At 37.9% G+C, this 15,278-nt stretch carries 6 protein-coding genes; 2 read left to right on the top strand and 4 right to left on the bottom strand.

Going from position 1 to position 15,278, the window contains the following annotated elements:
• Positions 1 to 53 precede the first annotated feature (53 nt).
• Both V6256_RS10780 and rpmE read right to left on the bottom strand, forming a co-directional pair.
• A complete protein-coding gene (locus tag V6256_RS10780; protein WP_341598218.1) occupies positions 54 to 4,622 on the bottom strand; it encodes an ATP-binding protein in 4,569 nt (1,522 codons plus the stop codon).
• Positions 4,623 to 5,187: 565 nt separating this feature from the next.
• On the bottom strand, positions 5,188 to 5,403 hold the full coding sequence (gene rpmE / locus V6256_RS10775) for a 50S ribosomal protein L31 (RefSeq protein ID WP_341598217.1): 216 nt from the start codon (positions 5,401 to 5,403) through the stop codon (positions 5,188 to 5,190).
• Between the two features lie 359 nt (positions 5,404 to 5,762).
• On the opposite strand from rpmE, the gene priA reads away from it, so the two are divergent.
• On the top strand, positions 5,763 to 7,997 hold the full coding sequence (gene priA / locus V6256_RS10770; protein ID WP_341598216.1) for a primosomal protein N': 2,235 nt from the start codon (positions 5,763 to 5,765) through the stop codon (positions 7,995 to 7,997).
• A 42-nt stretch (positions 7,998 to 8,039) separates the two neighbouring features.
• Here the strand turns inward: priA and relA are convergent, their stop codons facing one another.
• Both relA and rlmD read right to left on the bottom strand, forming a co-directional pair.
• Positions 8,040 to 10,250 (bottom strand): GTP diphosphokinase, encoded by a 2,211-nt coding sequence (relA, locus tag V6256_RS10765; RefSeq protein ID WP_341598215.1) that lies wholly within the window; start codon positions 10,248 to 10,250, stop codon positions 8,040 to 8,042.
• A gap of 161 nt (positions 10,251 to 10,411) precedes the next feature.
• On the bottom strand, positions 10,412 to 11,758 hold the full coding sequence (gene rlmD, locus V6256_RS10760) for a 23S rRNA (uracil(1939)-C(5))-methyltransferase RlmD (RefSeq protein WP_341598214.1): 1,347 nt from the start codon (positions 11,756 to 11,758) through the stop codon (positions 10,412 to 10,414).
• A gap of 326 nt (positions 11,759 to 12,084) precedes the next feature.
• On the opposite strand from rlmD, the gene barA reads away from it, so the two are divergent.
• A complete protein-coding gene (barA, locus tag V6256_RS10755) occupies positions 12,085 to 14,853 on the top strand; it encodes a two-component sensor histidine kinase BarA (protein ID WP_341598213.1) in 2,769 nt (922 codons plus the stop codon).
• Positions 14,854 to 15,278: the final 425 nt, after the last annotated feature.

Raw genomic sequence — 15,278 nt, 5'->3', positions numbered from 1 at the left:
CTTGACTGGCTTTCATATTCTACAACACAAGTTGCTTATGTATCACATTAACCTTAAAGAGGCGTAATGATATACAGTAAATCACCGCTTGATACTTGTTGTCCATTTGTATTGAGAATACGCTCAATACGGAACTTAGTATTTGCATCATAAAGTACTGAGTCTTTACGATTAAAGCTTGAAAGTGTAATTGGCGAGAACATTTTCATTGCTTCCATTAAGCCTAATGTTTGCTCAATGTTTACAATATCCCCTTCCATTACAAAGTCCGGCTCAGAAGGCGAAGAAGCTCGGTAGAATATACCAGCACTTTGCGCAATTACTTTCAACTCATTACTACCATCAACCTGAATAGACTCAGCTGCACCTTCAAGACCTGAAGCTGCAGATGCTTCCATTTCATCAATCATTGTTTGTTGATCAAGTTTAGCCATGAACTTAGGTAGGTAAGTTGTATCGTAATCGCCACCCAAGAACGTTTCATCTTTCAAGATACGTTGCAATAATGGAATGTTTGTTGCGATCCCTTTAATGCTTACTTTATCTAAGAATGCTAATAACTTGTTAATGGTGTCATTACGGTCTTTACCATGACAGATAAACTGTGCCACTAAGCTATCGTAATAAGGTGATACTTCTTTACCTGTTGCAATCATTGACATAATTTCAACATCATCTTGCTCAGGAATGATACATTCAACAACTTTACCAGGATGAGGTAGTAGTTGCATAACACCTTCAGAGTCTATGCCCGCTTTTTCAGCTGTAACACGTACTTCGATAGCATAACCTTCTTTCTTAGGTGTTAATGCAGAAATATCAGCACCTGATGCGATATCGTATTGTGCTTTTACAATATCAATACATGATGTCGCTTCCGTTACTGGATGCTCTACCTGTAAACGTGTGTTCATTTCCATGAAGTAGATTGCATCTGCATCTAAGTCGTAAATAAACTCAACCGTACCTGCACCCATGTAATCAACTGCATTAGCTAATGCGGCGGTATGTTTCAATGCTTCTTGCTCTAATTTCTCAGGCAGCATTGTTGATGCAGATTCTTCAACCACTTTTTGGTTATTACGTTGTACAGAACAGTCACGAATACCCAATACTTTCGTATTACCAAAGGTATCACGTAGTAATTGTACTTCGATATGACGAAGTGATGTAATGTATTTCTCTAGGTACAAGTCACCATTACCGAATGCACCACGTGCTTCAGCAGATACTTGATTGAAGCCTGCAAACATATCTTCAGCTTTATTAATGACTAAGATACCTTTACCGCCACCACCATTTACCGCTTTAAGCAGTACTGGGTAACCCATTTCATTTGCAATATCTAGCGCTTGCTCAGCACCGCTTAAGATACCGTGTGAACCAGGTACAACAGGTACACCGTTAGCTTGAGCTGTCTTGATTGCGTTTGATTTGTTACCCATAGTTAACATACTGTTCATGCTTGGGCCAACAAAGTTAATGTTGTGGCTAATACATAAGTCAGCAAATTGTGGGCTCTCTGATAAGAAACCAATACCTGGGTGTAACGCATCAACTTGCTCGTATTCTGCAACTTTTAATACAGAACCTGCATTTAAGTAACTTTCGTCAGAGGTATTACCACCTAAACAAACAAGTTTATCACCTTCACCTAACATATCTGCTGGTACAGAAGTCATATCAGGGTCTGAGGCAACAAGTACCACGTTAATATTATTCTGTTTTGCAATACGGATAAGTTTAACCGCAGTACAACCACGTGCATGGATTAATACTTTCTTCACTGGGTGCATTAATTGACGAGGATCAGATTTAGAGAATTGATCTTCATCTACAAGGTTACAAACAGGAACAAAACCAGACAGAGCACGTTGAATTGTTTCTTCAACTGTTGCTACAGGCATTGGCATGTTTTCATCAATAACACGTAGTTTCTCATTCAAGTCATCTGAAAATGGGTTAATGACTAAACCATCCATTGCACCAGGTACGCGAGATAAGTAGTTTGATAATGTTGATGTTGATGGCAAGTATGCAGGTACAACCATTTGTCCAGCAAACGGCATGTTAGTACCTGATAGGTAATAGGTTTGTGCCATTGGGTGTGTTACAAAACTTGCTTGTGCTCCACCAGTACAGTCACCGTAACCAAACATAACAACCGGCAAATCGTTATCACGAATAAAACGTGTAATACGGTCATTAACAACTGACATTGAGAATAGTGCTGCTGCACCTTCTTTGGTTTGCATACCACCAGAACTGATGAACGCAATAACCGGTAAATGTTGTTTTGCACATTTAACTAATAACGCACAGAATTTCTCAGCACTTGCCATATCAAAGGCACCTGCTTGGAAAGATAAGTTAGATACAGCAATACCAACACGTTGAGTCTCACCGCTCTCTAATTTAAAGTCACCGGTACCTGTGATTAAACCACACGGTTTAATTTTCTTATCTAGCGCGTCTTCCACTGATAAACGGAAACCAGGGAACTCTAATAAGTTCGCTGTCATTAAGTCTGCACTTGTTTCTTCAAAATTAGTGAAGAACTTATCAAGAATAGCTGTGTGTGAATTGTTCTTTTTGTTCTTCTCTGAACGTAATACCGCTTGAATCAATAGATCTTGGTAACCCATTGTTAGACGATTCCAGAAGTCTTTACGACGACCGATACGTACAGGGTTAATTGCACCATTGTACGAGCTTTCATCTTCACGGCTATTGTAATATTCAGGCAATAGTTTTTCGAACAAGTAAGTCAGAATAACAAATAAACTTGAGTTCATTTGTGGAGAACCGATACTCTTCCATTCTTCTACTTTAGCTAGAATCTCACCACGGTCAGATTGCTGTGTAAAGTAATGTAACCATGCATTGAAGGTTGTTTTAAGCTGTTCATAGTCATCATCACTTACTTTGCTCAACGCTGTTTTTAGTGAGCTACGAACTAAAGAAGAAACTGATTCACGTGATAATTCTTTGGTTTTCATTGCTTCATCAGCAATAGAAGCCAAGTTACCCATAGTATTATCATATAGTGCATTAAACACTAACATGTGACGACAGTGGATAAGGAAAGATTCACGCGTTTCAACATGCGAAACAGCATCAATAATGTTCAAGTCAGCAAGTTCTGGCCACTCTTCAGTCATTGGTACTTGCTCTTCATTCTCTAAATGTTTGATTAGAGATTGGAAGTTGTTTTCAGCACTGGTTTTCCAACGATTGTATAGAGACCATGTTAAGTTAATCATTAACGTACTACGTGCGTTATCATAGTTGGCTTTTGGCTCACCTAAGATAAGCTTGGTAAACACATTACGTTCAACGCTTTTATCTTCGCGTTTTTGTAAGAATGTTTTCCAGTTTTTATTTAGTGTATCGTCATAAATTAGCTTATCTGGGTTTTCTAACCAGTTTAAGAATACTTGCTTACGATCAGCTTCAATACGCGCTTTTAGATCACCTTCTGGCACAGTTAACTTAGATAAACGACCATATTCATTTTTATGGATCGCTTTAATACGAGAACGTAGTGTCAAGTAACGCATGTAACGGTAAGTTGTACCAAATGCATTATTGTGTGATGTTGGGTTTTTAGCTAATAGACGTGCATCTGTTGCATTCTCAATAGCAGCAAGTTTACTTGATGGCTCAAGGTAACGTGCTAGGCTTCGGTTGTAATGCTCTAACAGTGCTGGATATTCACGAACGAACTCAACAGATTTAGCTTCGATAGATAAAATACCTGATACGATCGCTTTTTGTAGATTGTGCTGGCGCTCATCTTGGTCAACTGGAGAGTAATCAACGATACCATCAATACAGCCCATCGTTAGTAGTTCTTCAGGAGAAACACCTACAGATTGAGCACATTCCTGCCAAGAAAGGTTATATTTACGCGCAATGCTTTGTAAACCTTTAGGCTGGATAGTATTAAAAATACCATCTCGAACAGATAATAGAATATTAGAGGTAGCTAATGGGATTGCACCACCAGAATAACCAACACCAACAACAATACCAATAGTCGGTACGTCAACGTTAGCACTCTCAGTGATCATTTGAGAAATAGTGTGCGCTTGATTCTGACTGTTTGCTTCTTCGCCAGCGTCTGCCCCAGGAGTATCAATTAAGTAAACGATTGGTAACGAAAGATCTGCAAATTTACGAATTGCTTTACTTGCTGCAAGATGATGCTCAGGCATCCAAGCACCGTTATTAGAGCTACGCTCTTGTGCAATAAGACCAATACGACGGGTATAACCACCGAAGTCTAATTCCATTTCAGCAGAGTAATATGCACCGTTTAACTTTTCAGTAACAACTTTTCCGTTGAAGCCTTCAATAATAGCTTTTGCACCAGGGCGCTTATTGCTTTCCGCTGGTGTTACCGTACGTGCAATGTATGCATCGACATCTAACTTTTTAATTGTCGCTAAATTAGATTCAATTCGTTTCCCATCAATAAGACCTTCTACCCCATCCGTTTTTGATGGTAATGAATTATCTGGAAATAAAGAAAAATCTTTTGCGATATGCTCAGCATGAATAAATAGCGGATCTGCTATGTTATTCATTTCCGGCTGAGAAGATGATGTTTTTCCTGTCATATAATTACCCTTGCAAGAAAGTGGTGGAAAAAATAAATGCCGTAATTTACAACTTATTGTCAAATGATTCCAGTACTCAAGATTAAAGTATATGAATCATTTGTTAATAAATTGTATATTTTTATATTTACTGTACATAACAATATGAATATTTCACTATTCTGAGCCATTGAGAATAAAAAAACAACAAAATAGAAATAGTTAGCTAAACTCGCACCAACACAGCAACTTAAAGTACATTTTTCATACAAAAAAAGAAGGTAAACCTCCTTTTCTGCTCAAACCAAAGCCGTTTAACGAATTCAACCCTGAATAAATAGATTGTTATCATAGCTATTTGTTGAGCTCTATATTCATTAACTTGTTTTAAGTGTTAAGTGCATCCAAAATCATAAAAAATTGTTACGTTATTAATAGATAAGCGAATAATTTACTTCAATACGGCATTACCTTGAAGCAATAGGCCATTTATTAAACTGATCTTTCGCCTACTTATTCTCTTAAACTCAAATTTAAGAAACAAAAAAAGCACCCTAGGGTGCTTTTTAAAAACGTTGCCCGTATCTTATTTAGAAGATAAAGCACCAAAACGTTTTTTGAACTTGTCAATACGACCACCAGTATCAACAACACGTTGAGTACCTGTGTAGAATGGGTGACAAGCTGAACAGATATCTAAAGTGATTTCTTCTTTAGCTAGCGTTGAACCAACTTTAACTACGTTACCACATGAACAAGTAGCCGTAATTGTTTTGTATTCTGGATGCGTTTCGTTTTTCATTTGGAAAACCTTATTTTAGGCCGTGTCGCTGCTCAGCTTGAATGAATTATTTCACTCAACAAAGTACCACACGTATTTATCATTAAATTTCAGGTTGCGAATTGTATAGCAATGCCCAATAAAAGTACAACTTAAAATTAGTAAAATTATAATGCCGATTACAACTTTTTTATCCCCTCCCCCAAACACCGTAAAAACCTTTATTTAACAATTACATGGACAAACCCCACTAACATTTCATTAAGGGATTAAATAGCCTAATTAACTTTAAACTAATATTTTTTAGCAAAAATACAAGAGATTCGAGAAACAGGTTACAATAACTTTTCTTAAACTTCTCTAACCTAAAATTGTAACTTATGACCAAACCAATAATATGTACAGTCGCACTCGCTATTCCTCTGCATAAACAATTTGACTACTTACTCGATCCACGTCATGCACCAGCGGATTTAAGTACATTAATAGGTTGTCGTGTAGAAGTACCTTTTGGTGGAGGCTATCGCAAACAGATTGGCGTCATAACAGCAATACCTGATGAATCAAGCTTTGCCATTGAAAAGCTTAAAGGTATTACTCAGCTTATTGATAAAGAAGCATTACTCAGTAAACAGTTACAACAATTATTACACTGGGCTTCTATTTATTATCAACACCCCTTTGGAGATGTCTTTCAGCAAGCGATCCCAACTTTATTACGTAAAGGAAAAGAAGCTTCTTTTAAAACGAAAGAATTTTGGGAAGTAGAGCGAGCTGATATCGATTTAACATTATTGAGTCGTGCTAAAAAACAATTACAGGCAATAACCTTATTACAAAAGTCAGCCCTTTCTTATGAGCAGTTAAAAGAATTCGGCGTCAGTCGAGCTACCTTAAACAGCTTGCATGAAAAAAAGTTAGTAAAACGCTACGATCAATTACCTAAAACAGAAGTTGATTGGGTAAGCACACTGCAAGAGCAACAAGAAAAGCCGACCTTAAGCACTGAGCAAGCACTCGCGATCACCAGTGTGACTCAACAACTTGATACGTTTAAATGTTACTTATTAGAGGGGATCACCGGCAGCGGCAAAACAGAGGTTTATTTAAATATACTAAAAGCCGTGTTAGCACGAGGAATGCAGGCTTTAATCATTGTCCCTGAAATAGGCCTAACACCACAAACTATCAAACGTTTTCAAGCCCGCTTTAATGTGCCTATTTACCTTAAACACTCGGCCTTAAACGAACAACAACAATTAGAAACATGGTTACATGCACAACAAGGTAGTGCAGCCATTGTTATTGGCACCCGTAGTGCTATTTTTAGCGACTTTAAAAACTTAGGGTTAATCATATTAGATGAAGAACATGATGCGTCTTTTAAACAACAAGATAGTTTTCGATATCATGCTCGTGACTTTGCGATTAAGCGTGCTTCACAACAAAACATTCCCATTCTCTTAGGCTCTGCAACCCCTGCTTTTGAGTCTTTAAATAATGCCATTTCTGGTCGTTACCAGCATTTATTTTTAACCCATCGCCCTGGTAATGCTAAACCACCTAAAAATGATTTAATTAACTTAACGGGCTTACCTTTAAAGTCAGGGTTGTCACCACAGCTGATCGATTTAATGAAACAACATTTAGCCAAAGGTAACCAGGTTATTTTGTTTCTGAATCGTCGAGGCTATGCGCCAGTATTGATTTGCCATGAATGTGGATGGTTAGCAAAATGTGAGCGATGCGATGCCTTTTTCACTTACCATAAAAGTGCCAATTATTTACATTGTCACCATTGCATGGCGACGCATCCAGTACCACAACAATGCCATGATTGTGGTTCAACTAATCTACACTCAACCGGGGTTGGCACAGAGCAATTAGAAGAAACTCTAAAGCAGTTACTACCAGAATACCCAACTATTAGAATAGACCGTGATAATACACGTAAAAAAGAAAGCTTTAATGAATATTTAAATGATATTAATGCCGGTAAATATAAAATCTTATTAGGAACACAAATGCTCGCCAAAGGACATCACTTTCCCGATGTAACATTAGTGGCTTTAGTTGATGTAGATGGCGCTTTATTCAGTAACGACTTTAGAGCAAGTGAGCGCTTAGGACAATTATTCACTCAAGTTGCAGGCAGAGCCGGCAGAGCTGAAAAAAAAGGCCAGGTAGTACTACAGACCTTTCACCCTGAACATGCCTTATTGCAAGAATTAGTTAATAATGGCTATGGTGACTTTTCACGAACGGCATTAAAAGAAAGAGAAATGGCACAGTTACCGCCCTTTTCTTATCAAGCATTAATACGTGCAGAATCACTCAATGCCACACAAGCAGAAAACTTCTTAACCATATGTAAGCAAACTATTAATCAAATTGCAGAAGTTAATAAGTACAGTGATCGTTTATTAGTGTTGGGGCCAATAGCCGCTTCAATGGAAAGACGTGCAGGAAAATACCGTTTTCAATTATTGATCCAAAGTGAACAGAGAGTCTTGATCACTAAAACCTTGAATATTGCATTAACACATTTTGAAAAATTACCCGAAGGGCGAAAAGTGCGTTGGTCAATTGATGTCGACCCGGTGGACTTTATTTAACCACCCTCTAAACTTAATTGCTTAGAAGGTGGTTAAAGTGACTTATAAACGAAGTGCTTCAGAAACATCTTTTAACTGTTTAAATTTATTCAGTAATCGACTGATTTCTTTGTTATTTTCTACTTCTAAATAAAGGTCAATTGTAGCAGTCATGGTTTTAGCATTGGTTTGACTGCTAACGCCCATCAGGTTCACTTTCTCATTAGAGACTAAGGTTGTAATATCTTTTAACAAACCTTTTCTGTCCGCTGCTATCAAGCGTAAAGTCAAAGTATAAGCAGAAGATTGAGAGTCTCCCCAATTTGCTTCTGTGATCCGCTCAGGATGAGCCTCTGCTAAATCAGCGAGTTGCTCACAATTTTTACGGTGAATAGAAATACCGCGACCTTGTGTAATGTACCCCGCAATTTCCTCACCTGGAACAGGCTGACAACACCTTGCAATGTTATGCATCAAATTACCAACACCATCGATGATAATGTCTTTACCTGAATTTTTTGGTGCGGATTGTACTTTGCTTTTCAGCTCTAATAAGGCTGCTTCATCTTGCTCTTCAAGCGTTTGTTTATGATGGTACCCATCTAAAAAGTGTATTAGCTGATTAATTCTTAAATCGCCATTACCCACCCCAGCGCAGATATCATCAGCAGTTGCAACATTAAAACGCGAAATAGCTGGTGTGATATCAGTTAATTTAAGACCGACTTTAAGTAACTCAACCTCTAATAATTCACGTCCGGCAATGACATTTTTTTCTTTATCTTGCTGTCTAAACCAACTTGCTACTTTGTGACGTGCACGAGGAGCGTTGATATAACCAAGTTGAGGATTTAACCAATCTCTACTTGGGTTCGGCTCTTTTTGAGTTAATATTTCAACTTGATCGCCAGTTTTTAATTGATAAGTGAAAGGCACGATATGGTCAGCTACTTTTGCCCCAATACAACGATGCCCTATTTGGCTATGAATATAATAAGCAAAATCAAGTGGCGTCGATCCCGCTGGTAAATCGATGACCTCGCCTTTAGGCGTAAACACATAAACCCTATCATTGAAAACTTGGCTACGAATTTCTTCAACCAAGTCATCACCTTCTTTCATATCCTCTTGCCAAGCAAGTAACTTTCTTAACCAAGCAATTTTTTCTTCATAATTACTTGCTGACTTGCCACCAGCACTACCTTCTTTATACTTCCAGTGCGCTGCTACCCCTAACTCAGAATCTTCATGCATTTGCTGTGTACGAATCTGAACTTCTACGGGCTTTCCACCATCACCCAATACAACCGTATGAATAGATTGGTAACCATTAGGTTTAGGGTTGGCAATGTAATCATCAAACTCACGAGGAATATGACGCCATTTTGTATGAATCGCACCTAAAGCCGCATAACAATCCTGCAATTTCTCAACCACAACACGCACAGCCCTAACGTCATATAGCTCATCAAATTTAAGGTCTTTGTTTTGCATTTTTCGATAAATACTGTAGATATGTTTTGGTCGACCGTATGCTGTTCCCTCTATATTCATTTCAGTCAGGGAAGCTTTAACCGTTTCTACAAAGTGATGGATATAGTTTTCGCGGTCAATACGCTTTTCATCTAGCTGTTTTGCGATGGTTTTATAGGTTTTTGCTTGCAGGTAACGAAAAGAAAGGTCTTCTAATTCCCATTTTAATTGACCAATCCCTAAACGGTTGGCTAGTGGTGCATAAATAGTAGATATTTCGTGGGCGAGCTGTACTTTAGTTTCTTCATCGGCAATTTTAACTTGACGCAAGTAGCAGATTCGTTCAGCAAGCTTAATCACCACCGCTCGCACATCTTCTACCATCGCTAATAACATGTGACGTAAATTATCAACTTGAGAAACGACATTACTTTGGCCACCGCGATCCTGTAGAGCACGAATACCTTCCATCTCCATCGCACCTTTCGCTAGTTTTGCAATGCGCTTCGGCCATAACTCTTCAACTTTTTCTGTGCTTAATACCTCTTGCGCTAATAACGGGAAAATTAATGCGGCGTTTAAGGTATCCATATCCATATTAAGTGTGACTAGGATTTCAACCATCTCACAACCTAATTTTAACGCTTCTACTTGCTGCTCTGAATCACATAAATCAATCACTTTATGGTAATTATCAAATAAGTTTTTTTGATCTTGTTTACTTAAACCGAATGTCGTTACCCATTTCTCAGGGTCATTTAATGCGCTATGAAAAAAATGTGTATCGCGAACTGAAACCATCTAATACTCCAAAAAACTAAACCAGCGATAGTGAAATATGAAAACCTATATTTAAAATGAATGAAGAACTGAAACGAGCTATTTATTTCACTGGGCGCTTATCATACTTAACTCGTATACTTTTATCGTTATCGACCTCTATATTACCACCAAATAAGTATTTAATTATGACTGATTTTAGTAAAAAGTGCCATTGATTCCATGTGTGCGGTTTGTGGAAACATATCAATTAACCCTAATTTAGTCAGTTTATAGCCCTTAGCTAAAAGCAATGCACTATCTCTCGCCAATGTAACTGGGTCGCAGGATACATAAACAATATGAGATGGCTTTTGATTTGCAACAAAGTCCATACATTCAGCAGCACCAGCTCGTGCCGGGTCAAGTAAAATTTTATTATAAGATTGTTTTGCCCAGTCTGCCTTTAATGAGTTCAAATCACTTAAATCAGCTTGAAAGAACTGAATATTGTTAAGGTGAGACTTTTGGGCATTATCAGTACCGCGTTGCACCATCTTTTGAACACCTTCAACAGCCACGACTTTTTCGACTTGTTTAGCGATAGGTAAGCTAAAGTTGCCTAGACCACAAAACAGATCTAAGACACAATCTGTACTGCTTAGTTCCAACCAATTAATTGCCTGCTGCACCATTTTTTCATTAACTGCGCCATTCACTTGTACAAAGTCGTCGATATTAAATTCAAAGGTACAGTCCTGCTCTGGCAGTGTATAACTTAATTGACTCTGCTCAGTTAAACAGGAAATAGTCGTTGGGTTGCTTTGCGCATAAAACTGCAAAGCATGAACGTTAGCAAACTCTTGAATTAATCCGATATCTTGCTTAGATAAAGGTTTTAAATGACGCAGTAATACAGCAATCGTATTATCCGCTTTCAGCAATTCAATATGCCCTAAATCCATTTTACCCTGTAGTGAGTTTAATAAGCTTTTAATCGGTAAAATAAGATCTGATAACTCTTCTTTTAATACCAAGCACATTTCTTGATTGATTAATTGGCTACTCGCAGAGCGACGAAAACCCATTTGTACTTTTTTAGTTTTTCTATCATAAATCACCCCAAAACGAGCACAACGTCGATAATGCCAAGCATCAGACGTTAATGTTGCTTCTAGTTGGCTTGGTCTATGTTTAGCAAAACGCGCAAATAAATCACTCAACCCTTGCTGTTTCACTTCAATTTGCGTCGCTTGCTCAATATGTTGTAGATGGCAGCCACCACATTCTTGGTAATGTTTACACTCTGGCTCAACACGAAGATCACTTTTACGTTGTATTTTTAGGATACTGGCTTTTTTATAGCGTTTTTTATTCTCATCTACAGAAACATCTACGACTTCACCAACTAACCCACCCTCAACAAACATCGGCTTATTTTGATGAAAAAGCATTCCACGCCCTTGATGATCGAGTTTTTCAATCACGCACTGTTTGATTATTTTATTATGTTGTTTATTTGTAGATGATGCTTTGAAGAATTGAGCCATAAATATTTCACAGGTGAAGTAAGCTATGCGATGATAGCAATTAGGTTTATCGATGCGCTATTGTCACATATACTGATGATACTTCAAGCGACAAAGTCAGCAAAATAACAACTCTGAGCAACAGAGCAATATAAAATAGCTTGCTGGTCAATTTAAAAACATCAAAAACCACCTTAATCAACCTTAAGATAGCTAGGTATCTGATAATTATGCAAATACGTATATTTTAATTACTTACAGCCTACGCTAGCCTGACAAGGTATCTTAAAGTAACATTAATATTGAACACCTAGCATCCATCATTCATTTAAATTAGATATCACCTTATGACTAAATATGGCTTACGTGCAAAAGTTATTGCTTATACAATTTTACCGACTGTGCTGATCGGTGGTATTTTAGCAGGTTACTTTTCATTCCATCGCTTTCAACAAGCCGATGAATTTCTCGTTGATAGAGCACTTAACATTGCCGATGCACTTTCAATAGCCAGTGAATATGGAATGCAAGATGAAACGCGGACCATTTTACGTCGATTGATTGGCAGTACCCACCGCAAAAATAGCCCGCTTATTAAAAGTATTGCTATTTTCACCGCAGACAATGAACTGTTTGTGATCAGTAATTATCATCGAGACTACAATCTATTACGATTAGACAAAGGCCAGCCTATTCCTGATTTGCCCGAAGTAAAAACATTGGGTGATAGTATTATCGTGCACAGTCCAATCATCGATGAAACTAACTATTTAGAATATCAATTAACCTTTGATCAGCCGAGAAAAGTCGTCGGTTATGTGGCATTAGAGATCAACCGAACACAAGTCGAATTATTATTCTATCGAGATGCAGGTTTCTCATTATTAATACTTTTGTTAGGCATTGCAGGCAGTGTTTATTTTGCTTTTCGACAAGCTAAAAAAATCACAGCCCCTATCTCAGAAATGGCGTCAGTTGTAGAAAAAATAAGTCTTGGTCGCTTAAATTCTCGAGTTGAAGGCGAATACACAGGCGAACTGAGCTTACTACAACATGGTATTAATGAAATGGCCGCCGCGATGTCTAAACACCATGAAGAGATGCAAGACAGTATTGACTTAGCCACCAGCGAACTGCGTGAAACATTAGATCAAATGGAAGTGCAGAATATTGAGCTGGATATTACACGTAAAGAAGCACAACAAGCGGCGTCAGTGAAATCTGAATTCTTAGCGAATATGAGTCATGAATTAAGAACCCCGTTAAATGGTGTTATTGGCTTTGCAAGACAACTGCTAAAAACACAATTAACCAATAACCAAGTAGATTATTTACAAACTATTGAACGCTCTGCGGCCAACTTATTAAACATTATTAATGACATTCTTGATTTCTCTAAACTTGAAGCGGGTAAATTAGAGCTTGAATTTATTCCCTTTGATATCAGAGAAAGTGTAGATGAAACCATGCACCTTCTTGCTCAAAGTGCCCATGAGAAAAACATAGAGCTGAATATGATTGTTGAACAAGATGTTCCTCAAGAATTGACTGGCGATGCAATGCGCTTACAGCAAATACTGACCAACTTAATTGGTAATGCCGTTAAGTTTACCGAGAAAGGCAATATTCAAGTTAAAATTGAGCGTGATAAGCTTGAAAATGCTGAAGAACAAGAGATTAAACTGAAATTTACTATCTCTGATACCGGTATTGGTGTGTCTAAAGAACAGCAAGCACAGTTATTTAAAGCATTTGGCCAAGCTGATAGCAGTATTACAAGGCAATACGGCGGCACAGGTTTAGGGTTAGTTATCACTCAAAAATTAGTGCGAGAAATGAATGGTGAAATTGACCTTATTTCCACGCCTAATGCAGGCTCAACGTTCTGGTTTACTATTATTATTGAAAAAAGCCAGCGTGCACCTTTAATTTCTTTACCACTCGATAAGCTAGCCGACCGTAAAGTCTTGGCTTATGAAAGTAATGAATATGCAGTTCGCTCTTGCTCACAACTACTCACGCAATGGAAAACCAAGTCAACGATCACTGAAACCGAATTACAATGGCAGCAATCGTTAAATAAATCATATGATTGTATTGTGATTGGGCACAGCGATAACACCGACTTAACGCCACTATTATCAAAAATAGAACAAGCAAAACAGCATACTGATAATATCATTACATTAATAAATTGCAGTGACCCTAGCACCTTTGAGCAGTTAATGGAGACCGGCATCACACACTGCTTAGGCAAGCCTATCAATCATAAAAACTTTGCTAATGCACTGGTATCAAATAAAAATATACCAGCGCGAGTGCAAACCGCCACCAAGATAATACGTAAAGATATTAAGGTCATGGCTGTTGATGATAACCGAGCTAATTTAAAGCTAATTTCAGCGATGTTATCTGATCGAGTCGATACCGTTATCACCTGCAGAAATGGCCAAGAAGCCTATGAGTATGCTAAAAAAACACCTTTTGATCTTATTTTTATGGACATACAAATGCCTGTACTTGATGGTGTTAGTGCTTGTAAAAAAATAAAACATGACTCAATCAATAAAATGACTCCGATCATTGCCGTGACCGCCCATGTATTACCCGGCGAAAAAGAACAATTCTTGCAAAAAGGAATGGATGATTGTTTAGCTAAGCCGATTGATGAAGGTGCTTTACAAACCCTAATCAATAAATGGGCTCCTGACGCCAAAGAGTTACAAAGTAAAGCTCAGCAAAGAGTTAAAAAACTTGAGCTTAAAGCGAATAGCACAGCTTCATTTGATTATAAACTTGCATTACAACAAGCAGCCGGAAAAGAAGATTTAGCAAAGGAAATGCTAGGTATGCTAATAAAAGAGTTTGATGGTATTCGCGTGATGCTAAACCAAGCCATTGAAGGTAATGCTGATAATGCATCGTTCTATCAAAATATTCATAAACTGCATGGTGGTTGTAGTTATAGTGGCGTACCTAAGCTAAAAAATATAGCCAACTTAATTGAGAAAGAGTTAAAAAATGGCGCTCAACCGACATCATTAGAGCCAGAGCTATTAGAGCTATTGGATGAGATGCACAATGTAGAAAAGGCAGCTAAAACGTATTTAGCTTAACGTCACATTTATTATAAATGGTCTCATTTAATGATGCTTAGCTGCATTGTTAAATGAGACCATTTTTTCCAGCTTGATTAGTATTTCTGCTTAAATAAACCTCCCCCAAATACATTACTCCCTCATTCGCGCTACACTTTCAGCTGGTTATACCAGTCTGTAAAATTAACCGGTCAGCTTCATCCAATCCCTAAATCACATACTTTTCATCGCTTCCAGGCTTTCGCTTAGATAGTTACTCACCCATTTATTAACGCTAGTGCTACTCACTTTCAGGGGACTTGTTTTGACTTTGGGGCGGTGGGCGAATTAAGCGTAAGCTTAGTCTCATGGGCGGAGAAGCTCTGCGACTCCTTTTTTAGCCTCCGTTTGTTGTGGTCAACTAATTCCGGACATTAAATTAAGGTTTTCTTCCGCTTTCGCAG

Origin of the sequence: Psychromonas aquatilis, assembly GCF_038155185.1 — a bacterium.
Taxonomy (GTDB): Bacteria; Pseudomonadota; Gammaproteobacteria; order Enterobacterales; family Psychromonadaceae; genus Psychromonas; species Psychromonas aquatilis.
The sequence above is the reverse complement of the archived record's forward strand: the minus strand, read 5'-3'. Positions and strand labels throughout refer to the sequence as shown.